Here is a 25,177-nt window from a genome sequence, read left to right on the forward strand (position 1 = left end):
GCGCGTCAGGCGGACACTGCCTCACGATGGTCAGGATGTCCGCTCTGGAGCCGGTGGTCGATCTGGTGTTCCCACCGCGCTGCCCGCTATGCGGCGCGGCGCTGGCGTCGCAGGGTGGCTTATGTGCCGAATGCTGGCACACGCTCGTCATTCCGGGGGAGCCGAGTTGCGCCCGCTGCCAGCGCCCTCTCGTGGACCGCGCGGAAGGTCAGGATCACGAGCCTGAGGATCACAAGGCTGAGGATCTCCAGGGGATGGGAAGCGCCTTGGTTTGCGCCCCGTGCCTCGCCCATCCGCCGCGCCACGACGGTATCAGTGCGGCGACGCTCTACAACGATGCTTCGCGCCGGCTGGTGCTGGCCTTCAAGCATGGGCGCCGCGTGGCTCTGGCCGGGCTGCTGTCGCGCCTGATCGTGCCGCGCATTCCGGTGCTGGAGGGCGAATGGCTGGTCGTGCCGGTGCCGCTGCATCGCTGGCGGTTGTGGACGCGTGGCTACAACCAGTCGGCGCTGCTGGCGGCCAGGATCGGCAAGGCGCTGGGCCAGCCCGTGCTGGTGGATGGGCTGGTGCGGGTGAAGCGTACACCTTCGCTGGGCGGGCTGGGGCGGAAGGCGCGGGCGGCGGCCCTGTCGGGTGCGATTCGCGCAAAACCCGCATGGGCCGCGCGACTCAACGGCGCGCGGATCCTGCTGGTCGATGACGTGCTGACCAGCGGCGCAACGACCGATGCCTGCGTGCGCGCCTTGCGCAAGGCGGGGGCGGCGCGGGTGCGCATCGCCTGCTTTGCGCGCGTGCTGGACGAGTCGCTGGATGATGCCGCGAAAGGTGGCTCGGACCTGGGGGCGTGACGGCAGGGATCGGGAAAGGACCGGAGACTGAAAAAGGAAACGCCCGGAACCGAAGTCCCGGGCGTCCTCGTGACGAATTCGTTAGCGTTCGCGTTATCGCGATTTCAACAGTCCCCCCGACTGTCACGCCATGACCCTCATCATCCGATGCCGCGCCGCCCGGTGTTACCTCGGGATCGGCACAGCAATCGGCCCCTCATTTTTTCCCTGAACTTTGGCGCTTTTGCGCCGCCTTGCGGCGGTTCAGCTGCGGCTCCCTCAAACCGCAGGGTCTTAATCGGACATCATCGCCCCGGACGGAAGGGTCTTGTGAACGCCCCATGGATTTTGCACCCCATCTGTGGTTATCCTGCAACAAATGGCCGCAGGTTGCGGCGCTACCGGAAAGGTTCGACCGATTTCCGCCTCCAGTTCCGACACCGCCCTGCGCGAGCAGGGCACCGCGTTCATGCCGAAGTTTGACGCCGCCGGCCTTGTCACCGCCGTCGCGGTCGAGCACGCCACCGGGCAACTGCTGATGCTGGCGCACATGGATGCCGAAGCGATCGCTAGGACGGTCGAAACGGGCTTTGCGCACTTCCACTCGCGCTCGCGCGGACGTCTTTGGATGAAGGGCGAAAGCTCCGGCCACGTGCTCAAGGTCATCGAGATTCGCGTCGACTGCGACCAGGATGCGCTCGAACTGCGGGTCGAGGCGGCCGGGCCGGCGTGCCACACACTGGCGCCGACGTGCTTCTACCGGCGCCTTGCGGCGGATGGCACGCTCGAGCGCATTGCTGGTTGACGCTTACGTAAAGGTTAGTTAACTTCCGGGGCATGTCGTCGCAGCCCCTGGCCCCCAATTCCGATCACACCGGCCATCTCGATCAGCCGGATGCGCTGGCGCGCGAGCACTTCACGATCTCGGACCTTTCGGCCGAGTTCGGCGTCACCGCCCGCGCCCTGCGATTCTACGAGGACGAGGGCCTGATCGCCCCGACGCGGGTCGGCCTGTCGCGCATCTACAGCAAGCGCGACAGGGCGCGGCTCGCATGGATCATGCGCGCAAAGAACGTGGGCTTCAGCCTTTCCGAAATCCGCGACATGATCGACCTCTACGATCTGCACGATGGCCGCGCCGAGCAGCGCCGCGTGACCATCGCCAAGTGCCGCGAGCGGATCGAGAACCTGCAAAGGCAGCAGGCGGACATCGCCGCGACGATCGCGGAGCTGACCAGTTTCGTCGACCTTGTGATGCAGCGCGAACGGGCCGACGGCCGCGACGCCGACTGACCCTTTCATTCAAGGACAAAGCCATGCCCGTTTACAAGGCACCCACGCGCGATACCCGCTTCGTGCTCAACGAAGTCGTCGGCCTCGACAGCTACAGCCATCTCCCCGGATTCGAGGGCGCCACCCGCGACATGACCGACGCGGTGATCGAGGAAGCCGGCCGCTTCACCTCCGAGGTCCTGGCGCCGCTGAACCAGGTGGGCGACCGCGAGGGCTGCACGCGCCATGCCGATGGTGCGGTGACCACGCCAACCGGGTTCAAGGCTGCGTATGACCAGTTCCGTGAGGCGGGCTGGGGCACGCTGACCGCACCGGCCGAGTTTGGCGGACAGGGACTGCCGCACGCGATCGGCTTCGCGTTCGAGGAATACATGGGCGAGGCCAACCAGGCTTTCGCGATGTATCCGGGCCTTGCCGCCGGCGCGATCTCGGCCATCCTCGCCAAGGGCTCGCCCGAGCAGCAGGCGAAGTATCTGCCGAAGATGGTGTCGGGCGAATGGTTGGGCACGATGAACCTGACCGAGCCGCAGTGCGGCACCGACCTTGGCCTGATCCGCACCCGCGCGGAGCCCAATGCCGACGGTTCCCATGCGATCACCGGCACCAAGATCTTCATTTCGGCGGGCGACCATGACCTGACCGAAAACATCATCCACCTTGTGCTGGCCAAGACTCCGGGTGCGCCGGATTCGACCAAGGGCATCTCGCTGTTCATCGTGCCGAAGGTGCTGGTGAATGACGATGGCTCGCTGGGCGCACGCAATGCCGTGTCGGTCGGCTCGATCGAGCACAAGATGGGCATTCACGGCAATGCCACCTGCGTGATGAACTACGACGGCGCGACGGGCTGGCTGGTGGGCGAGGAGAACAAGGGCCTTGCCGCAATGTTCATCATGATGAACGCTGCGCGCCTTGGCGTGGGCATCCAGGGATTGGCGCAGGCCGAAGTCGCCTACCAGAATGCGGTGATCTACGCCGGTGAGCGGCGACAGGGCCGTTCGCTGACGGGTGCCAAGGATCCCCAGGCCAAGGCCGATCCGCTGTTCGTCCACCCCGATGTGCGGCGGATGCTGATGGACGCCAAGACCTTCATCGAGGGGATGCGCGCGCTGTGCCTGTGGGGCGGCTTGCAGGTTGATCTCGCGCACAAGGCTGCGACCGAGGAGGAACGGCAGGAAGCCGACGACCTGATCGGCCTGCTGACCCCGGTCATCAAGGGCTACGGCACCGACATGGGCTACAAGACCGCGACCGATATGCAGCAGGTCTGGGGCGGTCACGGCTACATCGTAGAAAACGGCATGGACCAGTTCGTGCGCGATGCGCGCATCGCCATGATCTACGAAGGCGCGAACGGCGTGCAGGCGATGGATCTCGCCGGGCGCAAGCTGGCGCAGAACGGCGGGCGTGCCATCCAGCGCTTCTTCAAGCTGGTAGACGATGAATGCGCTTCGGTGGGCGATGACCCCACGTTGAAACTGGTGGCGGAACGGCTCGCCAAGGTGAACGGCGAACTGAAGGCATCGACCATGTGGTTCATGCAGAATGTCATGGCCACTCCCGACAACCTCGGCGCCGGTGCCTATGCCTACATGACGCTGGCCGGGATCGCCTCGCTTGGCCTGATGTGGCTGAAGGTGGGCAAGGTCGCGGCGAAGGCCCAGGGCGGCGAGGACGCTCTGTTCTATCAGGCCAAGCTGACCTGCGCGAAGCACTGGGCGCTGCGCTTTGCACCGCAGGCGGGCGCGCTGCGCCGCGAGATCGAGGCCGGCGCCGAAACGATCATGGCGCTGCCGCCGGAGGCATTCGCGGCCTGATCCTCGCACAGAACCTAAGGGGAAGGGCGGTCCATCGCGGGCTGCCCTTCGCCGTTTGTTCATTGGTCGGCATTGACCATACCGGCGTTTCCCGCTTAATCGCGTGATTAAGAACGGGAGAGAAGAATGGCGCACCGCAGCCCCAAGGAGCTGATCGAGCTTTACTGGACCGAGGTCTGGAACAACCGCCGGACCGAGATGATGAAGGAACTGTGCGCCGATCCGATCATCCGCCACGATCCGGGCAGCGTGACTGCGCTTTCGCTTGAAGACCAGATGGCGCGGGTGCGCCAGCAGTCGGAGCGGCTGGAACCCTATTTCGAGCACGAGGTGCTCCATGCCGACGATACCTACGTCACCTCTGTGTGGAACATGCACACGCGAAAGGGCGAGCGTATCGAACTGTGCGGGATCGAGGTGTTCAAGGCGGTAGACGGCAAGTTCACCGATTGCTGGAATTCGAGCTATGAACCGGGCCGGTGGGGCCGCGAGGGTGATGCGGCGGTGCCGGACAACCTGCCCGAGCCGGCCATGATCGCGGGCGCCGACCAGATCACTGCGCCGTGGGTGCAGGCGATGTTCCAGCACGCCGGGGTCGATGCGCCCCGCGTGAGCATGGTGTCCACCCGCGCGATCGGCCACGGCAACATGTCGCAGACGATCCATGCCCAGATCACCTACAACGCCAATGCCGCCAATGCGGTGAACTCGGTGGTGTGCAAGCTGACCTCGGCCGTGCCGCAGGCGGTGGAAATCGCGGGCGCGCACAATGTCTATGGCCGCGAATGCGCGGTCTATGAATACCTGGGCGATACGCCGCCGCTGTCGGTCCCGCGCGCGTTCTGGCGCAACGTTGGCGCGGAGGGCCGCGCGATCAACCTCGTCCTCGAGGACCTGACCGAGCGGACGCGCGCCGGCGACCAGATCGCCGGATGCTCCGTGGCCGAGGCCGAAGCGGTGGGTGCGGAACTGGCCAAGCTCCATGCCGCCAGCTGGAAGGATGCACGGCTCGACAACGCGGACTGGCTCTACGACCGGCGCGGCGGCGCGGCGCAGGCGGCCGAAGGTTTCGCGCTGGCGGCGACCGAATGGCGGCGGCGCTTTGCCGGGCGGATCGATCCGGCATTGCTGGACGCGATCGACGCCTTCGTGCCGAAAATGCACGACGCAATCATGGCCGCATCCGATGGGCCGACGCTGATCCATGGCGAGCCGCGCGTGGACAATATCCTGTTCGAGGACAGCGCCCAAGGGCCGCGTGCCTGGCTGATCGACTGGCAGTTCGCCGACCGGGGAAGCCCGATGTTCGACCTCGCCTATTTCCTTTCCGGCTCGCTTTCGCCGGAAGACCGGCGTGCCTGCGAGGCAGGGCTGATCGAACGCCACGTGGCAACCATCGCGGCGGTTGATCCGGCCTATGGCGTGGAACAGGCACGGGCCGAATACGCAGCATCGCTGCCGGTGGCCCTGCAGTTCACCGTGGGAGCGGCGCTGGCGATGCCGGAAACCGATCACAACGACCGGCTGCTGCTGGCGCTGGCCGAACGAAACGTCGCGGCCCTGCGCGACTGGGGGCTGGTCTAGGCCAGCACTTCGTCGAGCAGATTGACCAGCGCCGACCACGATTGACGGTCGGCGCTGGCGTCATAGCCGATGGCGGGAACGCCGCGTGCGTCGCTGCCGGGATCGGTGAAGCCGTGCTTCACGCCGCTGTAGCTGTGGAAGTGCCAGTTGGCGCCCGCCGCGTCCATTTCCTCCCAGAAGGCCAGCACCTGGTCGCGCGGGGCGAGCGGGTCGGCATCGCCGTGGCAGACGAGGATACGCGGACGCACCGGAACGTCGGCACTGGCCTTGCGTTCGGTGTTCAGTAGTCCGTGGAAGCTTGCCACCGCGACAAGGTCCTCGCCTGCGCGCGCCGCTTCGAGAACGGCCTGCCCCCCCTGACAATAGCCGATGGCGGCAATCGGCAGCCCTTGCGCTTCCGGCCGCGCGCGCAAGGCGGCAATGCCCGCCGAAATACGCGCGCGATAAACGTCGACCTCGGCCTTGAGCGCGGCGGAAAGCTGCTGCGAATGGGCGAAGTCGGCCACGGGCGTGCCGTAGAAATCGGCTACCATCGCCAGATACCCGGCGTCCGCGAGCATCTTCGCCCGTCGTTCCATCGGCGGGTTGAAGTTCATGATCGTGGGGAAGATCAAAACGGCGGCGCGCGGCGCGCCTTCGGGGCGGGCAAGCCACCCCGTCAGCGCGGTGCCGCCATCGGCATAGGCGATCTTCTCCAGCGCCATGGTCCGCTTACTCCGGCAGGAAGTCCGGCACCGAGAGGTAGCGCTCGCCGGTGTCGTAGTTGAAGCCCAGCACGCGGCTGCCCGCGGGAAGCTCCTTCAGCTTCTGCGCGATGGCTGCCAGCGTCGCGCCCGAGCTGATGCCGACAAGCAGCCCTTCCTCGCGCGCGGAGCGGCGTGCCCATTCCTTGGCGTCGGCGGGATCGACCTGGATCGCGCCGTCGATGGACTGGGTGTGGAGGTTGCCGGGGATGAAGCCCGCGCCGATGCCCTGGATCGGGTGCGGCGCCGGCTGCCCGCCGGAAATGACTGGCGACAGCGTGGGTTCGACCGCCCAGGCAGTGAGCTTGGGCCACGACTTCTTCAGCTCCTCGGCGCAGCCGGTCAGGTGACCGCCGGTGCCCACGCCGGTGATCAGCGCGTCGATGGGCGAATCGGCGAAGTCCTTGAGGATTTCCTGCGCCGTGGTGCGGACGTGGACCGCGATGTTGGCCGGGTTGTCGAACTGCTGCGGCATCCATGCGCCGGGCGTGCTGTCGACGATTTCCTGGGCGCGGGCGATGGCGCCCTTCATGCCCTTTTCGCGCGGGGTCAGGTCGAACGTGGCGCCATAGGCGAGCATCAGGCGGCGGCGCTCGATCGACATCGAATCGGGCATGACGAGGATCAGCTTGTAGCCCTTGACCGCCGCGACCATGGCCAGGCCGATACCGGTGTTGCCCGAGGTCGGTTCGACGATGGTGCCGCCGGATTTGAGGCTGCCGTCGGCTTCGGCCGCTTCGATCATCGATAGCGCGATGCGGTCCTTGATCGAGCCACCGGGATTGGTGCGCTCGCTCTTCACCCATACCTCGTGGTCGGGAAACAGGCGGGACAGGCGCACGTGCGGGGTGTTGCCGATGGTGGCGAGGATGGATGCCGCTTTCATGTCGCTTGCTCCTTAGGTGTGAGCTTCAGGTGTACTTTGCGGAAAAGGTCCGGGCCCGGCGAAGTTCCGGGTACCAGACTGCCCACAATATGGTGACGACTATCGCACCCACGCCGCCGAATACAACTGCGCCCGTTGCACCGATCAGCGCAGCGGCGACGCCGGACTGCATTTCGCCGAGTTCGTTCGAGGCAGAGATGGCGAGGCCCGAGATCGAGGACACGCGCCCGCGCACCGCGTCGGGTGTATGCAGCTGGACCAGCGTGTTGCGAATAAAGACGGAAATCATGTCCGCCGCGCCGATCGCCGCAAGCAGCGCCAGCGAGAGGAAGAAATTGCGCGAGAAAGCGAAGGCGACCGTAGCCGCGCCGAAGGCCGCCACTGCGACCAGCATCTTGGTGCCGACGTCGCTCTCGATGGGCTTTCTGGAAAGCATCGCCGCGACCAGCGCCGCGCCAAGGCCCGGCATCGCGCGCATGAAGCCGAGGCCATAGGAGCCGACCGCATGACCATCGATGGTGAGGATGTCGCGCGCGAAGACCGGCAGCAGCGCGGTGGCCCCGCCCAGCAGCACGGCGAACAGGTCGAGCGTGATGCAGCCCAGCAGGAACCGGTCGTTCCACACGAAGGACAGGCCCTCACGGATCTGGCGCACGGGGTGGACGTTGCGGTTGCCTTCGGGCGGGGGCAGGCGGCGGATACCGAACACGCCCACGGCCGCGACCGCCAGCAGCACGGTCGAAAGCCAGTAGGGCAGCGAATCGTGCGCGGCGAACAGCAGGCCGGCGATGGCCGGGCCGCCGACCGAGCCGGTCTGCCACGCCATCGAGTTGATCGCGATGGCGCGCGGCATCAGCGGCGCGGGAACGATATTGGGCGCGATCGAGGCCAGCGCCGGCCCGATGAATACGCGCGCCGTGCCGTGCAGCGCACCCAGCCCGAACAGCAAGGGCAGCGTGAGCAGGTGCATGGTCGTTGCCAGTGCCAGCGTGAGCGCCACGGTCATGTCCAGCAGGACCGCCACGCCTGTCACCGTGCGCCGGTCGAAGCGGTCCGCCACGACGCCGGCCACCGGCGTCAGCAGGAACAGCGGCAGGAACTGCGCGAGGCCAAGCAGGCCGAGTTGGAACGAAGCCTCGCCGATGCTCATCCCGTAATGGCTGCGGGCGACGTCGTAGAGCTGGTATCCCAGGATCACGACCATGCCGGTGGTGGCGACGACCGAAGTAAATCGGGCGAGCCAGAAGCGGCGATAGTCAGGGATCTGGAGCGGCGAGGTGGGTTCGGGAGCAGACACGCGCCTTACGTGGCAGCGCGCCGCTCCCTTGCCAAGCAAGCAATTCTAATCGGTTCTCAAATCTTCAGCGAGACCGTGAGGCGCACATCGCGGCCCGCGACGGGGACGAAATCGCGCGTTTCCGAAGTGGCGAGGCGGCCTGTCACGTCGAGCAGGTTGTCGCCCGACAGGATGAGCGAGAGCGGGCCGTCCTTACCCTGCGGCCGCCAGGTGAGGCTGGCATTGACGAGCGTGAAGCCGTCCACGCGGTTCTCGTTGGCGGCGACGCGGTTCTGCGCGGCATTGCGGATCACTTCGCCGCGCGCGCCGAACCGGTCGCTGTCGAACTCGATCCCGCCGCGCAGGCGCATCGGCGGGATGCGCGGGGCGGGGCCAATGTTCTTCAGCTGCGCATGGACATAGTCCAGCCCGCCATCAAGCGAGACCGAATTGCCGTCGCCCCATTCCAGCGCCTTGACCGAAGCTTCGGCCTCGATTCCGCGGAAGTTGGCGGGCACCTGCACGAACTGGTAGACAGGATAGCCCTCGATCGCGTCGCCGGTGGGAAGCGGTGCGATGTAGTCCTTGAAGCGCGTGGCGTAGGCAGTGACCGATCCGGCGAAGCGGTCTCCGTGGAAACGCACGCCGCCTTCGACCGAATCCGAACGCTCCTTGCGGAAGTTCGGGTTGCCGCGCTCGTAGGACTGGGTGGCATCGTGGATGCCGTCGATGAACAGTTCCTCTGCGCTCGGCGCGCGTTCACCGTGCGTCGCGGACAGGCTGACGGTGACGGATTCAACCGGGTGCCAAGCCAGGCCGAGGCCGGCGGAATACTGGTCATAACCACGATGCAGGCCGTCCTTGGTGGCGATCTTCGTGTTTTCGTAGCGGGCGCTGCCTTCCAGATCGACCGGGCCGAGCGAGACCTGCTGCCGGGTGAAGGCAGCGAAACGGTCGGTCGTCGAATCCGGGATCAGCCGCTCGTCGCCCACCACTGTCAGGTCACGGGTGGAGAACTGCACGCCGCTCTGGCCGCGCCATGCCCCGTGCTTCGCCTGCACCAGATCGAGGCGGCTTTCGATGGCCTTGTTGAAGAACTGCGTGGCAGGCACGCCGCCGTGAATCTCCGCGTGGGTGTAGTCGCCATAGGCCGCGCGCAGGTCCAGCCGGTCAAGGAAGCCGGTGAGGTTGACGCTGCCGCGCAGGTCATAGCGGGTCTGACGCAGCGAGATGGAAACCGGGTCGGGATTGCCCACGGCGGGGCGCGGCGGAATGCCGTAGTCGCTGGCCAGCCGTTCTACCGAGATGCCCAGGCTGCCGCCCGCGTCGATGAAGGCGAGGCCGCCGCCCACGGTATAGCCATGTGCCCACGAATTCGACAGGCGCCCGCGCGCATTGACCTGTGTGGTAAGGTCGGCCGCGCCGGCAAGGTCGCCAGTGTCGGCAAGGTCCGCGGCGGCGACCAGCGTGCTCGCGCGCAGTTCGGGCGAGAGGACGTTGCCGCCCACGCGCAAGTCATTGGCGTGATTGTAGCTTGCGTCGAAGTGGGCCGCGAGGCGCGGGGCCAGTGCGACATCCACCGCGCCGCCCACGTTCACCGCGTCGGCCGCCGTGCCGTAGGAGCCAAGCGCTGTGACGGAGACGGGCTTGTCCGGCATGGCGCGCGGGATGCGGCGGTCGATGGCGTTAACCGCGCCGCCCGCCGGGTCGCTTGCGTAGAGCAGCACGGCAGGGCCGTGGAGCACATCGATGTGATCGACGTTCAGCGTATCGAGCGCGACGCCGTGGTCGGAGGAAACCGAGGAAGCGTCGAGCGAGCCGATGCCATCGGTCAGCACCTGCACGCGCGGGCCGTCGAAGCCGCGCAGCACCGGGCGCGAGGCCCCGGGGGCGAAACCGCTGGTCGATACGCCGGGCAGCTTGGCCAGCATGGCGCCGATCTGCGGCTGGGCGTTGCGGGCAAGCTGGTCTCCGGTCATCACCACGGGTGCGGAAATGCTGTCACGGTCGCCGGTGATCAGCCGCCCCGAAACGATGATCGGCGTGTGGCCAGCGTCATCCGGGACGGCAGGATCGGGGTGTTCCGGGCTTTCGCCGGTGGTCGGCGCAGGCGGCGGCGCATCGGCCGCGAAAGCGGCCGTGGGAAGCATGGCGGGGGAAAGCAGCAGGCCGGCAAGCGCGGTGCTGCGAAGAAGCGAGCGCATCGTGAGCGAGGTCAAGGGAGGGGCACCCGTTGTTGATGTTGTGATGCCGCTCTAATGACATGATATAATATATCAAGCCCGATGCGACGTCAGGCATCAAAAAGGGTGGCGCTCGCCTGCAGTGGGGCGATCAGCGTCCCGTGCGCAGGCGTGGGTTGGGCTGTAGTCCCTTGATCAGGCGCATGAAATCATCCTGCCGGATGATCCGTTCGAACTGGAATCCCGCGCGTTCCCCGTCATTCCAGACAAGAAACGCTTCGATCCGTCCGATGTGCTGGAGGCGAATGGTGATGCGCTCCCCACGGCCCAGCTCGGTCGCGCCCCTGATCATGAAGCCCGTGGTCGACAGGTTGGCGATGTTCATCATTACGTCGCCCAGGACGCGATGCTCGGCGATGACCGGCAGGTTTACCGGGTGGCGCGCTGCATGGCGCTGGTCGGTAACGGAAAGCTGGGCGCCGCCGGACATCATTGCTCCTTGCCGAATGGGGTCTTGGAGGCGTTTTGATCCGAAATGGCTTATATTTCGTAAAGTTGCGGCAACGGACTGCCGGGCAGGTGACGGAGCCCGGCAGGAATTTTCCGTTAAGCAGACCTCAGGATGCCGTGCTTCTTCTTGCCCGAAGAAACGCGGATTTCCTTGCCTTCCAGCACGATACGATAGGCTTCGTCGGTCACCGCGGAGCCATCGACGCGCGCGCCGCCGCCAGCGACCAGCCGCTTGGCCTCGCCCCGGCTTGCCGCGAATCCTAGTCCGATCAGCGCATCGACAATGGAGATATCCGCTTCCGCAATGTCGAGCGTAGGCAGATCCTGCCCCAGTCCGCCGCCGGCGAAAGTGGTCGAGGCGGTGGCCTCGGCCGTCTTCGCAGCGTCCTCGCCCCGCACCAGCTTGGTCACTTCGTTGGCCAGCACCACCTTGGCGGCGTTGATCTCGCTGCCTTCGAGCGATTCGAGCCGGGCGATCTCGTCCAGCGGCAGGTCGGTGAACAAGCGCAGGAACTTGCCCACGTCGCGGTCGTCGGTGTTGCGCCAGTATTGCCAGAAATCATAGGCGGGCAGCGCATCTTCGTTGAGCCAGACGGCGCCAGCGGCGCTCTTGCCCATCTTCTTGCCATCGGCCGTGGTCAGCAGCGGAGTGGTCAGGCCGAACACCTCGACCCCGTCCTTGCGCCGGGTCAGTTCGATCCCGTTGATGATGTTGCCCCACTGGTCGGAGCCGCCCATCTGCAAGCGGACCGCCGCCGTCTTGCACAAATGGCGGAAGTCGTAGCCCTGCAGGATCATGTAGTTGAATTCGAGGAAGGTCATCGGCTGTTCGCGTTCCAGCCGCAGCTTCACCGAATCGAAGGTGAGCATCCGGTTGACCGTGAAATGCGTGCCGACTTCCTGAAGCAGCTCGATGTAGCCCAGCTTGCCCAGCCAGTCGTGGTTGTTGACCATCACCGCGTCGGTCGGGCCGTCGCCGAAGGTCAGCAGGCGTGAGAACACCGTGCGGATCGAGGCGATGTTGTCCTCGATCGTCTGGTCCGAAAGCATCTTGCGGCTCTCGTCGCGGCCCGTGGGGTCACCGATCCGGGTGGTACCGCCACCCATCAGCACGACCGGCTTGTGCCCGGCCTGCTGGAGGCGGCGCAGCATCATGATCTGGACGAGGCTGCCGACGTGCAGCGATGGCGCGGTCGCGTCGAAGCCGATATAACCCGGCACCACGCTCTCGTTCGCCAGCTTGTCGAGCCCTTCGGCGTCGGTCAGCTGGTGGATGTAACCACGCTCTTCGAGCAGGCGGAGCAGAGTGGACGTATATTCGGTCATAGCGCGGCGGCGCGTAGCACGGAGAATGGCGCTTGGAAACGTTCGAGCTTGCGGCCCATCCGGCACATCCGCCGCTGGCCGTGCGCGGCGTGGCGGCGCGGATCATCGGGGTGGATGCGCACTGGATGACGGTCCGCTGGCGTGTGGAAGGCGCGGCGCGGCTGGTGGTGCCGCCGTTCGCCGGAAAGGCGCGGGCGGACGGTTTGTGGCAGGCGACCTGCTTCGAGTTGTTCGTCAAGCCAGGGCACGGCGACAGCTATACCGAGTTCAACTTCTCACCGTCCGAGCAGTGGGCCGCTTATGATTTCGCCGGATACCGCGAGGGCATGGCCGAGCGCCCCATGCCGCGCCAGCCCGTCTGCACGCCCCGGCGCGGGCGCGATGTGCTGATCTTTGACGCCGCCGTGCCGGTGGGCGCGCTGCCCGCGTTGCCGTGGCGTTATGGGCTGACGGCAGTGATCGTGGAGGAGGGCGGACATACGTCGTACTGGGCCATCGCGCACCGACCCGAGCGGCCCGACTTCCATGACGAGGCTTGCTTCGCCGCGCGCCTTCCGGCACCGGATGGGCCATGAAATTCGGTATCGATCGCCTGCTGGCGGACCCCAATCTTCGCGCGCCGCTGGCCGGCAAGCGGGTCGCTCTCGTCGCCCATCCGGCCTCCGTCACGGAAGGGCTTGTCCATTCGCTTGACGCGCTGGCGGCCTGTCCGGACATCGCGCTTTCCGCCGCGTTCGGCCCCCAGCACGGGCTGAAGGGGGACAAGCAGGACAACATGGTGGAGACCGAGGACTTCATCGATCCCGCGCTCGGCATTCCGGTGTTCAGCCTTTATGGCGAAGTGCGCCGGCCAAGCGCGCGGATGATGGACAGTGCCGACGTGTTCCTGTTCGATCTGCAGGATCTCGGTTGCCGCATCTACACTTTCGTCACCACGCTGCTTTACCTGCTGGAAGCGGCGGGCGGCACCGGCAAGGCGGTGTGGGTGCTCGACCGGCCGAACCCGGCAGGGCGCCCGGTGGAGGGCACGACGCTGCTGCCCGGCTGGGAAAGCTTCGTAGGCGCCGGGCCGATGCCAATGCGCCACGGCCTGACGCTGGGTGAAATGGGCGCGTGGTTCGTGGACCACTTCAATCTCGACGTCGATTACCGCGTGGTCGCGATGGAGGGCTGGCAGCCTGAGTCCGGACCGGGTTTCGGTTGGCCCGAGAGCCGGATCTGGATCAACCCGTCCCCCAATGCCGCCAGCCTCAACATGGCCCGCGCCTATGCAGGGACGGTGATGATCGAGGGCGCCACGCTGTCCGAAGGGCGCGGCACCACGCGGCCGCTCGAAGTGCTGTTCGGCGCGCCCGACGTGGATGCGAACGCGGTGCTGGCCGAGATGAAGCGGTTCGCGCCGCAGTGGCTGGCGGGCTGCGCGATCCGCGAATGCTGGTTCGAGCCGACGTTCCACAAGCACGCCAAGACGCTGTGCAGCGCGCTGATGGTCCATGCCGAGGGCGGCTTTTACGACCACCATGCCTTCCGGCCGTGGCGGCTTCAGGCGTTGGCGTTCAAGGCCATCCGTCGGCTTTATCCAGATTACCCGATCTGGCGCGATTTCCCTTACGAGTATGTGTTCGACAAGCTCGCGATCGACGTGATCAATGGCGGCACCGCGCTGCGCGAATGGGTGGACGATGCCGGCTCGGTCCCTGCGGACCTCGACGCGATTGCAGGGCCAGACGAAGCCCGCTGGCTCGAAACGCGGAAGCCCTATCTGCTGTATTGAGCGATTGCCGGCGGGCGGCTGCGGTGTGCCAATACGGCAGCGGTAACGTTGCAAAGGCACGTCCAATGCGAGTCGGGGCGTCGTCGGTTCGCCCCGGAATGGCGGCAGTCAGGCTTTTTGATGCGATCCGTTCATGGCACGTATCAGGCTGTGTGCGGGACCGCTCACATCTGTTCGTCGCATACTATGCTCGAACTGACTGCCCGGCCGATCCCCCTGCGGCGCATGTTCATCTGCGAGCAAGGTCAACCTGAACACCCGGGGAGCGGATTTCTTTTATGAGGGATAGCTAAATGGGTGTCGTTTCCAAGAAGTCGGGGGTTCTCGCCCTGATTGCCGCGCCGGTCGTGCTGGCATCGGGCAGTGTCTTCGCGCAGCCGCAGGACCCTTCGCAGAGCCGGATCACAGTTAATGGCGTGGTTCCGGCCCAGGCGGCGGAAGCAGCCACGCTGACTGCCGGCCCCGAGATCAAGGGCAACATTTCGGCCCGCAGTGGCGACCGGATTCAGGTCACCGCTGCCGATGGCACCAACACGATCATCGCGGTCAACGACGCGACGCGGATCAAGGCCAGTTCGGGTCTCTTCAGCAAGAAGGGCAAGCTTGACCGCGGATCGCTGCTCAACGGGCTGCCGGTGACCGTCAAGACGATGCAAGCGGGTGAAGGCCTGGTGGCCAGCCAGATCACCTTCCGCAACAACGACCTGAAGACCGCAGCCATGATCCGGACGGGCACGGCGCAGGGCTTCGCGGAACAGACGGCGGCAACCGAAGCGCTGCGTGGCCGCATGGGCGACATCGACAAGTACAACGTGAAGAACACGACGAACGTCTATTTCGACACCGGCAAGTCGGCTCTGTCCGCCCAGGCCAAGACGGAACTGTGCAGTGCTGCGGCCCAGGCGGAAAGCATGGACAACGCGCTGATCCTCGTGGTCGGCTATACAGATTCCACCGGCAGCGAAGAATACAACCAGCAGCTCAGCGACAAGCGCGCTGGAAGCGTCATCAACTATCTGCAGCAGGCTTGCCACTGGAAGCCCTATCGTATGCTCACCCCCACGGGCATGGCGGAAGCGGACCCTGCTGCGAGCAACGACACGTACGAAGGCAAGGCGCAGAACCGCCGCGTTGCGGTGAATGTCCTGGTGAGCAAGGGCCTGGACGGTATCTGACCTGGCAAGGGCCGGTTTGTATTTCCCCGCAGGCTTCGCGCTGCGGGGAACGGGCCGACCGGCCCTTACCGACGGCGCTGTTGGCGAGGATTGCCAAGGGATGTGCGCGGATAGGCGCCGTTCCGCGCTGCTCCAGCGGTGATGTCGCAGTTATTGCTTTGACCGGCAGGTTCCACGCCGCAGCCGGGGGCCAAGGCCGTCAATCCGGGAACGCGACATTGCGCCCCGAAAAGTACCAACCTTGCCATCCTCGCGCGGTTTGGCGGCCTCGCCTCAGTGCTTCTTGCGTGTGAGTTCGCGCATGGCAGCGTCGAGGCCATCTAGCGTCAGCGGGAACATCGAGCCATTCAACAGGTCGCGGATCATCTTGGTGGACTGTGAATAGGTCCACTGCTTTTCCGGTACGGGGTTGAGCCAGACCGTGGCGGGATAGGTCTGGGCCACGCGCTGAAGCCAGACGGCGCCGGCTTCCTCGTTGAAATGTTCGACGCTGCCGCCGGGGTGGCTGATCTCGTAGGGGCTCATCGCGGCATCGCCGACGAACACGATCTTGTAGTCGTGGCCGTACTTGTGCAGCAGATCCCACGTCTTGGTGCGATCGGACCAGCGGCGCTTGTTGTCCTTCCACACGCCTTCGTAGAGGCAGTTGTGGAAATAGAAGAACTCCATGTTCTTGAACTCGGCCGTGGCCGCGCTGAACAGCTCCTCGACCAGCCGGATGAACGGATCCATCGAGCCGCCGACATCGAGGAGCAGCAGCAGTTTCACGGCGTTGCGCTTTTCAGGGCGCATCCGGATGTCGAGCCAGCCCTGCTTGGCGGTGCCTTCGATCGTGCCGTCGAGATCGAGTTCGTCGGCGTTGCCTTCACGCGCGAAGCGGCGCAGGCGGCGCAGCGCCACCTTGATGTTGCGCGTGCCCAGCTCGCGGGTGCTGTCGAGGTTCTGGAATTCGCGTTTTTCCCAGACCTTGATCGCGCGCCCGTGCTTGCTTTCGCCGCCGATGCGCACGCCCTCGGGGTTGTAGCCGGCGTTGCCGAACGGGCTGGTGCCGCCGGTGCCGATCCACTTGTTGCCGCCCTGGTGGCGCTTTTCCTGCTCCTCCAGCCGCTGCTTGAGCGTCTCCATGATCTCCTCCCAGGAGCCCATGGCCTTGATCTTTTCCATTTCCTCTTCGGTGAGGAACTTCTCGGCAACGGCCTTGAGCCAGTCCTCGGGAATGTCGACCGGGCGCTGGCCGTAGTCGGTAAGGATGCCCTTGAACACCTTGTTGAAGACCTGGTCGAAGCGGTCGAGCAGACCCTCGTCCTTCACGAACGTGGCGCGGGACAGGTAATAGAAGGCTTCGGGCGTCTGCTCGATCACGTCCTTGTCGAGCGCTTCGAGCAGCACGAGGTGCTCCTTGAAGCTGGCCGGAATACCGGCGGCGCGCAGTTCGTCGACGAAGTTGAAGAACATGGGTCAGGTCCCTGAAGGGGAAGGGGGCGGCGCGGGCGGCTGCCGGGGCCAGGATTCGAGCGCCGGGTCGATCACGGCCCATTCCGGTGCGTCGTCGGTCCAGATCGCGACCTGCGGACGAAGCCCGTGGCCCACATCGAGTGCGCCGAAGCGCACCGTCTTGAGCTGCGGGCGCGCCGAGCTTTGCGCGTAGATCTGCGTGCCGCACGCGGGGCAGAAGTGGAAGGTGAGCGTGTTGCCGCTCGCCGCCCGCCAGCTGCCGTGGGCAAGCGTGCCGTTCAATTCCACCGCAGCGGCCGGAAAGATGGCGTTCTGCGTGGGGCCGCCTGCGGCGATCTGCTGGCACTGGCGGCACCAGCACTGGCGCGTTGCGGCCGGTTCGGCGGAAATCGCCAGCGTGACCGCGCCGCAGGCGCATCGCCCGGTGTAAGGTGCGGTCATTCTGGCGGCTCCTTCCGTTTCGATCAGCTCGGACGGCGCGACATGAATGCCAGCCGTTCGAACAGCATGATATCCTGCTCGTTCTTGAGCAAGGCCCCATGCAGCGGCGGAATCGCCTTGGTCGGGTCGCGGTTCTGCAGGACGTCGAGGGGCATGTCCTCGTTCAGCAGCAGCTTGAGCCAGTCGAGCAGTTCGCTGGTGCTGGGCTTCTTCTTGAGACCGGGCACTTCGCGCACTTCGTAGAAGACTTCCATCGCCTTCGCGACGAGCGTCTTCTGGATGCCGGGGAAGTGGACGTCGATGATCGCCTGCATCGTGTCGCGGTCGGGGAACTTGATGTAGTGGAAGAAGCAGCGGCGCAGGAATGCGTCGGGCAGTTCCTTCTCGTTGTTCGAGGTGATGACCACGATCGGCCGTTCCTTGGCCTCGATCCGCTCCTGCGTCTCGTAGACGTCGAAGCTCATGCGGTCGAGTTCCTGAAGAAGGTCGTTCGGGAACTCGATGTCGGCCTTGTCGATCTCGTCGATCAGCAGCACGGGCAGCTTCGGCGCGGTGAAGGCTTCCCACAGCTTGCCCTTCTTGATGTAGTTGCGGATGTCGTGCACCCGCTCTTCACCCAGCTGGCCATCGCGCAGGCGGGCCACGGCGTCGTATTCGTAGAGACCCTGCTGCGCCTTGGTGGTCGACTTGATATTCCATTCGATCAGCGGTGCGCCGACGGCCTTGGAGATTTCATGCGCCAGCACGGTCTTGCCGGTGCCGGGTTCGCCCTTGACCAGCAACGGGCGGCGCAGCAGCACCGCGGCGTTGACCGCGACCTTGAGATCGTCGGTGGCGACATAATTCTGAGTGCCTTCGAAGCGCATCGGCTGCCCCTTGTGAGTCTTGTCTCTGACCGGATTATTAATCGATTGGTTAAACGATAGCAGCCGCGTGGCCGCTGGCAAGTCTCTCTTGCGCGTCATGCACCGACCATTGTCCTGTCACAAAGGCGGGGGTAGGCACGCGGGCGATGGAACCCTCTCAGCTGCCGGCATCCCCTTCGCGTTATGGCGCTTCCCCGCGCAACCGGCCGGTGTCGCTTGCGCTGGCGGTGGCGATCACCCTGCTGCTGGCGCTCATCGTCGTGCGGATGGGCGACTATACCGAATTCGGTGCGCCTGGGCGCGGGCATCTGGTGGCGATCAGCTTGTCGAAGGGCGCGGGCGAGGAGGCGAAGGCCAGCCGCGCGCCGCAGAAGCAGGACGCAGCGCACGACACCGCCCGGGCGACGCGGGCAGTGCCGCACGTACAGCCGCCGCGAATCGTCATTCCGACGCCGCATGCGACGCTGCCGCCCGATTTCGTGGTGATGAGCCGCAAGGACTTCGCCTCGAACGATATCGGACGTATCGCGCCGGCGCAGGGATCGGCGGGGCAGGGCGGCGCGGATCGCGGCGGCGGCGCGGCGGGCGGCGTAGGTGAGGGGCCGGGCGGTGCGACGCTCTATGCCGCGCAATGGTACCGCGAGCCGAACAATGCCGAGATCGGGCCTTATCTGCCCACCTTCCGCGAGCCGGGATCGTGGGCGATGATCGCCTGCCGCACGATTCAGGCTTATCATGTGGAGGACTGCCGCGAGATGGACGAATCGCCGCGCGGATCGGGATTGGCTCGTGCGCTGCGGCTGGCCTCGTGGCAGTTTCTCGTTCGCCCGCCGCGCATCGACGGCAAGCCGCAGCTTGGCACTTGGGTGAAGATCCGCTTCGATTTCAACAAGGCGAAGGGCGAGGACGCCGGCTAACGCCGGCGCAAAAACCGGGCGCTCAGACGGGCGCGAAGCGGTTCGTCCCACAGCTTGAGGCCGGCCCAGCCGAGCGCGACCAGCGCGAATGGCAGGGTCAGGGCGCCGACAAGAATGCCCGTATCGCTCGGCTTTCCGAAGATCGCATAGTCCGCGAACTTGTAGATGAACGGGTAGTGCAGGATGTAGAGCGGATAGGAGAGCCGGCCGAGCGTGCGCGCGGCGGATAGCGTGCGCGGTCCGACTGACGAATGCGCGCCGAGCAACACGATCGCGGGGAACAGTGCGATCACCAGCGCTGCATCAAGCGCGCCATTCGCCATTGCGTTCTTGCCCGCACCGGCCACGGGCAGTGCCAGTGCAGCGGTCATCACCAGCGCGAGCGGGACGAGGCCGACGCGCCACCTGGGCAGGGCGGGCAGCGCGCGGTGGAGCCACAGCCCGAAGATGAAGGGGAACGCGAGGCGGACGAAGGCCATCGCCCAGGTGTCCCAGCCGAAGCCCAGCGAGAGCGTGCCGTGCCGTGTCGCCGCCCACGCGAGGAGAACGCCCGCCACGGCTGCCAGCATGAGCAACGCCGCGTTGCCAAGGCGGCGCAGCACGAGCGCATAGGCGAGGTTGCCTACATATTCCTGGAACAGCGTCCAGGTGGGGCCGTCGAGCGAATGGGTGTCGGTCCAGCGGCCCGGCAGCGTGGGATAGGGCAGCACCAGCAGCGCGAGCGCGACTGTCGTTGCGGCCTGCACGGGGCTGACGTGCCAGTCCGGCCCGCGCCACGGACCGAGGAAATAGGCGGCCGCGCCGATAACGGTCGCCAGAACGACCAGCGGATGCAACCGGATCAGGCGCCGCAGTGCGAATTCGCGCAAAGTCATGCCCTGCGCCCAGCGACGGTCATAGGCGTAGGACACGACGAAGCCCGAGAGGCAGAAGAAGAAATCGACCGCCAGCGCGCCGTGCGGCAGCAGGTTCCTTGTCGGATCCCCCATCGCAAGGATTTCGCTGACGTGGAACACCAGCACGAGCAGCGCCGCCACGCCGCGCAATCCGTCGAGCACTTCGAAGTGTGGTCTTTCCTGCATCCCGGTCCCGCCCCTATTTTTTGACAGCGTTAGACAAAATGGTCCGGTGCGCAAGGGGGAGCCGGGTGGGCGTTGGGGCGTTGAGCGGGAAAGGAGATTGCCGTCATGGCCAAGGCGTTCAAGTTGCCGAAGAAGATCAACGGGTTCCGTTTGCCCAAGGGCGCGCGCAAGGAAGCGAACAAAGTGCTGGGCCGGCTTCAGGGAGAGGACCTTGAAGCGTTGATCGTTGCGGTGCTGGCGGCAGCGGTGATGCATTTCGCCCAGCGCGGCAAAGCCGGGGGCGAGCCGCTATCGCGGCGTTTGGTGATCGCGGTGGGCAGCCACCTGAAGCACTAGTCGCTCAGGCGTCGATCAGTTCGGGGTCGATTTCGCTGGCTCGGTTCTGGATGAACATGAAACGCTGGGCAGGATCACGGCCCATCAGGCGGTCCACCAGATCCTTCACTGCCGCGCGGCCTTCGTATTCGGGCGGCAGGGTGATGCGGATCAGACCCCGGGTGGCGGGCGACATCGTGGTTTCGCGCAGCTGCGCAGGGTTCATTTCGCCGAGGCCCTTGAAGCGCGAGACCTCGACTTTCTTGTTCTTGAACTTGGTGGCTTCCAGTTCGGCGCGGTGCGCGTCGTCGCGGGCATAGGCGGAGGTGCTGCCCGAGGTGAGGCGATAGAGCGGCGGCTGGGCTAGGTAGATGTGTCCGCGCCGGACGATGTCGGGCATTTCCTGGAAGAAGAAGGTCATCAGCAGCGTGGCGATGTGCGCGCCGTCGACATCGGCGTCGGTCATGATGATGATGCGGTCGTAACGGAGCGCGTCAGCGTTGCATTCCTTGCGCATGCCGCAACCGAGGGCGAGCGCAAGATCGGCGATTTCGGAATTGGCCCGAATCTTGTCCGCCGTGGCGCTGGCGACATTGAGGATCTTGCCGCGGATGGGCAGGATCGCCTGCGTCTTGCGATCACGCGCCTGCTTGGCGCTGCCGCCTGCGCTGTCGCCTTCGACGATGAACAGTTCGGTTTCACCGCTGCCTTCGCCCGAACAGTCGGTGAGCTTGCCCGGCAGGCGCAGCTTGCGCGCGTTGGTGGCGGTCTTGCGCTTGACCTCGCGCTCGGCCTTGCGGCGCAGACGATCGTCCATGCGTTCCATCACCGCGCCCAGCAGAGCGCGCCCGCGCTCCATGTTGTCGGTGAGGAAATGGTCGAAGTGATCGCGCACCGCGTTTTCGACGAGGCGCGCGGCCTCCGGGCTGGTGAGGCGGTCCTTGGTCTGGCTCTGGAACTGGGGGTCGCGGACGAAGACCGAGAGCATTACCTCGCTGCCCGTGATCATGTCCTCGGGCGCGATGTCCTTGGCCTTCTTCTGGCCGACGAGTTCGCCGAAAGCGCGGATGCCCTTGGTCAGCGCTGCGCGCAGACCTTGTTCGTGGGTGCCGCCATCGGGCGTGGGAATGGTGTTGCAGTACCAGCTGTAGGACCCGTCGGACCACAGCGGCCAGGCGATGGCCCATTCGACGCGGCCCATTTCCTCTCCGCCCGGGCCGAGCGGGAAGTCCTGCCGCCCGGCGAACGGCACGCTGGTGACGCATTCGCGACCCGCCACCTGCTCGGCGAGGTGATCGGCAAGGCCGCCGGGGAACTGGAACACGGCTTCCGCGGGCACGTCGTCGCTGGCGAGACTGGGCGCGCACTTCCAGCGGATCTCCACCCCGGCGAAAAGGTAAGCTTTCGAGCGGACGAGGCGGAACAGGCGCGCGGGTTTGAACCTGGCGTCGGCACCGAAGATTTCGGCATCGGGGACGAACGTGACCTGCGTGCCGCGCCGGTTGGGCGCATTGCCGATTTTCTGCAGCGGCCCGGTGGGAAGCCCGCGCGAGAATTCCTGCGCGTAAAGTTCCTTGTTGCGGGCGACTTCGATGCGGGTGAGCGTGGACAGCGCGTTGACCACCGAGACCCCGACGCCGTGGAGTCCGCCCGAGGTGGCATAGGCCTTGCCCGAGAACTTGCCGCCAGAGTGCAGCGTGGTGAGGATCACCTCGAGCGCGGACTTGCCCGGATATTTGGGGTGTTCGTCGACCGGGATGCCGCGGCCGTTGTCGCTGATCGTCAGCCGGCCGGCGCTGCCGGGCTCTTCCTCGAGCAGGACTTCGATGCGGTTGGCGTGGCCGGCCACGGCCTCGTCCATCGCATTGTCGAGCACTTCGGCGGCGAGGTGGTGCAGCGCGCGTTCGTCGGTGCCGCCGATGTACATGCCCGGGCGACGACGGACCGGTTCGAGCCCTTCGAGGACTTCGATCGCGGAGCCATCGTAGCTTTCGGCAGGATTGCTGGCGGGCAGCTTGTCGAACAGGTCATCGGACATGGGAACGGGTATAGAACACGGACGAATCCGCACGCAAGCACGCAGGCGTGCTTATCCGCGTCCTTTTGGCGGCTGGGTGCCCTTCAGAAGCGTGCTGGCGCCGGGCTGACGGTGGTGAAGGTGCCGCCCGACACTTCGCGCACTTCCATCGCGCGTTCGGCGGCGCCGAACTGGTTGAAGCGGAACACCCCGTCGAGCCCGATGAAGCCCTGCGGATCGTAGAGCTTGCCGGTCGGGAACAGCGTGCCGGGCTTCCAGTTCCGCGCGACATTGAGCGTCAGTAGCACGGAATCGTAGCCGAGCGTGGCCAGCCGTGCGGGCGTGGCGCCAAAGCGCTTCCGATAGGACTGTTCGAATTGGCCGAACCGCCTGTCGGACACGGCGGCGAACCATGCGCCCTTCATCGCCGGGCTTTTGGCGATGGCTGCTTCGCCGCTCCACAACTCGGTACCGAGCAGGCGGGTGCCGCCCGCCTGCGGTGCGGCCTGGAGCGCGATGCGCGCGCCGTCCGCGATCAGCAGCGCATCGACCGGCCCCTTGGCCTTGACCCGGCGCACCGCGCTGGCGACCGAGGTGTTGGCGCGCTCGTAGGTCTCGACGCCGGTGACGGTCATGCCTTCGCGGCGGGCGACGTCCGCCAGTGCCGTGGTGACGCGCTGGCCGTAGACGCCGCTGGGTATGATTGCGCCGACGCGCGAGACCCCGTGTGCCTTGGCATAGCCGAGCACGCGCGCGACCGACTGTCCCGGCACCTGGCCCAGCACGAACACGTCGCGGTCGGCCACGCCGACATCGTTGGAATAGGTGATCATCGGCACGTGCGCGGACCGCGCGACCGATGCCACGGCGACCACGTCGTCCGACAGAAGTGGGCCGAGGATCAGACGGTTGCCGTCGGCCACGGCCTTGCCAGCCGCATTGGCGGCGCCGGTGGCGGTATCATAGGTGGTGATGCGGATGGTCTGCGCGTTGGTATCGAGCAGCGCCATGGTGGTGGCATTGGCGATGGCCTGCCCGACAGCGGCGTTGGGGCCGCTCATCGGCACCAGCAGTGCGACGCGGTGGCGGTCGGCATCGGTGGGCAGGACGTTGGAATCGGGCGCGGCTTCGCTGGGGGCGGGGGCGGGGCCGGCGGGGCCGCCCTTGGGGATCACGGTACAGCCGGCAAGCAACGCCAGCGTGGTCGCCACGGCGACGCGCCGGGTGATGCCGCCTGCCTGCCAGAGATTGCCCTTCATCATGCTCTTGCCGCTCCCCGAGACCCGGTCCATTGGGAGGCGCATGGACACGCCTTCGCTTGAACCCGGCCTCTATATTGTTGCCACGCCGATTGGCAATCTTGGCGACCTGACGCGCAGGGCCGTCGAAGTGCTTTCGGCGTGTGCGGTGATAGCGTGCGAGGATACGCGCGTCACTGGCAAGTTGTTGAATCATATCGGCATAAAACGACCGATGCGGCGTTATGACGATCATGCCAGCGATGAGGCACGCGAGAAGCTGCTCGCCGAAATGTGCGAAAAGCCGGTCGCTTTGGTTTCGGATGCGGGCACGCCGCTGATTTCGGACCCCGGCTACAAGCTGGTGCGGACCGCACGTGATCGCGGCATTCCCGTCACCAGCCTGCCCGGACCGAGCGCGCTGGTGACCGCGCTGACGCTGGCAGGGCTACCAACCGACCGCTTCATGTTCGCGGGCTTCCTGCCATCGAAGGACAAGGCGCGCGGCGATGCGCTGGCGGGGCTGGCGGCGGTGCCGGTGACGCTGGTGTTTTACGAAACCGGGCCGCGGCTGGTCGACAGCCTGGAGGCGATGGCGCGGATCATGCCGGGGCGCGAAGTGGCCGTGGCGCGCGAGCTGACCAAGCTGCACGAGGAATGCCGCACCGGCACGGCGGAAGAACTGGCCGCGCATTACACGGCGCATCCGCCGCGGGGCGAGATCGTGCTGCTGGCCGGGCCGCCGCCCGCGCCCGGCGCGCCGGACGAAGCCGATGTGGATACCGAGCTGCGCGCGGCGCTGGCGGAAATGCCGCCCTCGCAGGCTGCTGGCAAGGTGGCCAAGGCGCTGGGGCTGGACCGCAAGACGCTTTATGCGCGGGCGATGGAGCTGAAGTGAGCGCCAGCCGGGCCGAAGCCGAGCGCCGGGGTCGGCGCGGTGAGGCTCTGGCGGCGCTATGGCTGCGGCTGACCGGGTGGCGCGTGCTGGCGCGGCGCCAGCGCGTGGGGCCGGGCGAAGTGGATATCGTGGCACGCAAGGGCCGGACGGTGGCCTTCATCGAAGTGAAGTGGCGCGCGAGCGGCGCGGCGCTCGATCTGGCGATCGATGCGCGGCGGCTGCGGCGCGTGGCGCGGGCGGCGGAAGTTCTGGTGCCGCGCTACGTTCGATCGGGAGATGACGTGCGGATCGATGTGATCCTGATTGCGCCAGAGCGCTGGCCGCGCCGGATCGTCAATGCATGGCAACCCGGCGCGTAGGCGAAATGATCAGTGCGGCTTGTGCTCGTCCTTGTGCTCGCCGTCCTTGCCGTGATCGTCCTTGGGGTGTTCGGTCGGGTGCGGCTCGGGATTGGCGACAGCGGCGGCGCTCCAGCCGAGAACGACGGCGGTGCAGGCGATGGCAGTAAGAGCTTTGCGCATGGAAGGTCCCTTTCCGTTAGCGTGCGTCATCGC

General features: G+C 66.2%; 25 protein-coding genes. 12 read left to right on the top strand and 13 right to left on the bottom strand.

The genetic code is table 11. The annotated features are described in order from the left end of the window. Positions 1-35 precede the first annotated feature (35 nt). The 5 genes from OLX02_RS03305 to OLX02_RS03325 all read left to right on the top strand — a co-directional run bounded on the left by OLX02_RS03305 (position 36) and on the right by OLX02_RS03325 (position 5,521). The gene (locus tag OLX02_RS03305) at positions 36-848 is read left to right on the top strand and encodes a ComF family protein (protein ID WP_264420181.1); all 813 of its coding nucleotides are present in this window, start codon (positions 36-38) and stop codon (positions 846-848) included. A 448-nt stretch (positions 849-1,296) separates the two neighbouring features. After that, positions 1,297-1,632, top strand: coding sequence for a phosphoribosyl-AMP cyclohydrolase (hisI, locus tag OLX02_RS03310; RefSeq protein ID WP_264420182.1), 336 nt, complete (start codon positions 1,297-1,299; stop codon positions 1,630-1,632). A gap of 32 nt (positions 1,633-1,664) precedes the next feature. Beyond that, on the top strand, positions 1,665-2,120 hold the full coding sequence (locus OLX02_RS03315; RefSeq protein WP_264420184.1) for a MerR family transcriptional regulator: 456 nt from the start codon (positions 1,665-1,667) through the stop codon (positions 2,118-2,120). Between the two features lie 23 nt (positions 2,121-2,143). Continuing rightward, entirely contained in the window at positions 2,144-3,937 is a 1,794-nt protein-coding gene (locus OLX02_RS03320; RefSeq protein WP_264420186.1) for an acyl-CoA dehydrogenase C-terminal domain-containing protein, read from the top strand. 126 nt (positions 3,938-4,063) lie between these two features. Continuing rightward, entirely contained in the window at positions 4,064-5,521 is a 1,458-nt protein-coding gene (locus OLX02_RS03325; protein ID WP_264420188.1) for a phosphotransferase, read from the top strand. Here the strand turns inward: OLX02_RS03325 and OLX02_RS03330 are convergent. The 6 genes from OLX02_RS03330 to tyrS all read right to left on the bottom strand — a co-directional run bounded on the left by OLX02_RS03330 (position 5,518) and on the right by tyrS (position 12,445). Further along, a complete protein-coding gene (locus OLX02_RS03330; RefSeq protein ID WP_264420190.1) occupies positions 5,518-6,225 on the bottom strand; it encodes a dienelactone hydrolase family protein in 708 nt (235 codons plus the stop codon). The genes OLX02_RS03325 and OLX02_RS03330 overlap by 4 nt on opposite strands. A gap of 7 nt (positions 6,226-6,232) precedes the next feature. Beyond that, positions 6,233-7,150: a cysteine synthase A gene (gene cysK, locus OLX02_RS03335; RefSeq protein WP_264420191.1), complete on the bottom strand. Its 918-nt coding sequence runs from the start codon at positions 7,148-7,150 to the stop codon at positions 6,233-6,235. 25 nt (positions 7,151-7,175) lie between these two features. Beyond that, the gene (locus OLX02_RS03340; protein ID WP_264420193.1) at positions 7,176-8,447 is read right to left on the bottom strand and encodes an MFS transporter; all 1,272 of its coding nucleotides are present in this window, start codon (positions 8,445-8,447) and stop codon (positions 7,176-7,178) included. A 56-nt stretch (positions 8,448-8,503) separates the two neighbouring features. Beyond that, positions 8,504-10,630 carry a TonB-dependent receptor gene (locus OLX02_RS03345; protein WP_264420195.1) on the bottom strand — a complete coding sequence of 709 codons (2,127 nt, stop codon included), beginning with the start codon at positions 10,628-10,630 and terminating at the stop codon, positions 8,504-8,506. A gap of 130 nt (positions 10,631-10,760) precedes the next feature. Continuing rightward, positions 10,761-11,099, bottom strand: a complete 339-nt coding sequence (locus tag OLX02_RS03350) for a PilZ domain-containing protein (RefSeq protein WP_264420197.1) — start codon at positions 11,097-11,099, stop codon at positions 10,761-10,763. A gap of 116 nt (positions 11,100-11,215) precedes the next feature. Then, positions 11,216-12,445: a tyrosine--tRNA ligase gene (gene tyrS / locus OLX02_RS03355; RefSeq protein WP_264420199.1), complete on the bottom strand. Its 1,230-nt coding sequence runs from the start codon at positions 12,443-12,445 to the stop codon at positions 11,216-11,218. A 32-nt stretch (positions 12,446-12,477) separates the two neighbouring features. Here tyrS and OLX02_RS03360 point away from each other — a divergent pair, with 32 nt between their 5' ends. The 3 genes from OLX02_RS03360 (at position 12,478) to OLX02_RS03370 (ending at position 15,394) form a co-directional block, all read left to right on the top strand. After that, positions 12,478-13,020, top strand: a complete 543-nt coding sequence (locus tag OLX02_RS03360; RefSeq protein WP_264420201.1) for a DOMON-like domain-containing protein — start codon at positions 12,478-12,480, stop codon at positions 13,018-13,020. Next, positions 13,017-14,219, top strand: coding sequence for a DUF1343 domain-containing protein (locus tag OLX02_RS03365; protein WP_264420204.1), 1,203 nt, complete (start codon positions 13,017-13,019; stop codon positions 14,217-14,219). Before OLX02_RS03360 ends, OLX02_RS03365 begins: the two co-directional genes overlap by 4 nt. 293 nt (positions 14,220-14,512) lie before the next feature. Further along, entirely contained in the window at positions 14,513-15,394 is an 882-nt protein-coding gene (locus OLX02_RS03370; protein WP_264420206.1) for an OmpA family protein, read from the top strand. 273 nt (positions 15,395-15,667) lie between these two features. On the opposite strand, the gene OLX02_RS03375 is transcribed toward OLX02_RS03370, so the two are convergent. The 3 genes from OLX02_RS03375 to OLX02_RS03385 are packed head-to-tail and all read right to left on the bottom strand — an operon-like array spanning position 15,668 to position 18,156. Further along, positions 15,668-16,849, bottom strand: coding sequence for a vWA domain-containing protein (locus OLX02_RS03375; RefSeq protein WP_264420207.1), 1,182 nt, complete (start codon positions 16,847-16,849; stop codon positions 15,668-15,670). Between the two features lie 3 nt (positions 16,850-16,852). Continuing rightward, positions 16,853-17,290 carry a GFA family protein gene (locus tag OLX02_RS03380; RefSeq protein WP_264420209.1) on the bottom strand — a complete coding sequence of 146 codons (438 nt, stop codon included), beginning with the start codon at positions 17,288-17,290 and terminating at the stop codon, positions 16,853-16,855. 23 nt (positions 17,291-17,313) lie between these two features. Then, complete coding sequence (locus OLX02_RS03385; protein ID WP_264420210.1) at positions 17,314-18,156, bottom strand: AAA family ATPase; 843 nt, start codon at positions 18,154-18,156, stop codon at positions 17,314-17,316. Positions 18,157-18,302: 146 nt separating this feature from the next. On the opposite strand from OLX02_RS03385, the gene OLX02_RS03390 reads away from it, so the two are divergent. Then, on the top strand, positions 18,303-19,073 hold the full coding sequence (locus OLX02_RS03390; protein ID WP_264420212.1) for a hypothetical protein: 771 nt from the start codon (positions 18,303-18,305) through the stop codon (positions 19,071-19,073). Here the strand turns inward: OLX02_RS03390 and OLX02_RS03395 are convergent. Then, positions 19,070-20,155 carry an acyltransferase family protein gene (locus tag OLX02_RS03395; RefSeq protein ID WP_264420214.1) on the bottom strand — a complete coding sequence of 362 codons (1,086 nt, stop codon included), beginning with the start codon at positions 20,153-20,155 and terminating at the stop codon, positions 19,070-19,072. The two genes, OLX02_RS03390 and OLX02_RS03395, sit on opposite strands and share 4 nt — an antisense overlap. Before the next feature lie 105 nt (positions 20,156-20,260). On the opposite strand from OLX02_RS03395, the gene OLX02_RS03400 reads away from it, so the two are divergent. Further along, entirely contained in the window at positions 20,261-20,491 is a 231-nt protein-coding gene (locus tag OLX02_RS03400) for a hypothetical protein (RefSeq protein WP_264420215.1), read from the top strand. Positions 20,492-20,495: 4 nt separating this feature from the next. Here OLX02_RS03400 and OLX02_RS03405 read toward each other — a convergent pair whose 3' ends face one another. Beyond that, positions 20,496-22,508 carry a DNA topoisomerase IV subunit B gene (locus OLX02_RS03405; RefSeq protein ID WP_264420216.1) on the bottom strand — a complete coding sequence of 671 codons (2,013 nt, stop codon included), beginning with the start codon at positions 22,506-22,508 and terminating at the stop codon, positions 20,496-20,498. Positions 22,509-22,591: 83 nt separating this feature from the next. After that, on the bottom strand, positions 22,592-23,791 hold the full coding sequence (locus tag OLX02_RS03410) for a penicillin-binding protein activator (protein ID WP_319641227.1): 1,200 nt from the start codon (positions 23,789-23,791) through the stop codon (positions 22,592-22,594). On the opposite strand from OLX02_RS03410, the gene rsmI reads away from it, so the two are divergent. Together rsmI and OLX02_RS03420 are read left to right on the top strand one after the other, a co-directional pair. Further along, complete coding sequence (rsmI, locus tag OLX02_RS03415) at positions 23,790-24,623, top strand: 16S rRNA (cytidine(1402)-2'-O)-methyltransferase (RefSeq protein WP_264420218.1); 834 nt, start codon at positions 23,790-23,792, stop codon at positions 24,621-24,623. The genes OLX02_RS03410 and rsmI overlap by 2 nt on opposite strands. Further along, positions 24,620-24,982 carry a YraN family protein gene (locus OLX02_RS03420; RefSeq protein ID WP_264420219.1) on the top strand — a complete coding sequence of 121 codons (363 nt, stop codon included), beginning with the start codon at positions 24,620-24,622 and terminating at the stop codon, positions 24,980-24,982. Before rsmI ends, OLX02_RS03420 begins: the two co-directional genes overlap by 4 nt. 9 nt (positions 24,983-24,991) lie before the next feature. On the opposite strand, the gene OLX02_RS03425 is transcribed toward OLX02_RS03420, so the two are convergent. After that, positions 24,992-25,144, bottom strand: coding sequence for a hypothetical protein (locus tag OLX02_RS03425; RefSeq protein ID WP_264420221.1), 153 nt, complete (start codon positions 25,142-25,144; stop codon positions 24,992-24,994). Positions 25,145-25,177: the final 33 nt, after the last annotated feature.

Origin of the sequence: Novosphingobium sp. KCTC 2891 (genome assembly GCF_025938155.1) — a bacterium.
GTDB lineage: Bacteria > Pseudomonadota > Alphaproteobacteria > Sphingomonadales > Sphingomonadaceae > Novosphingobium.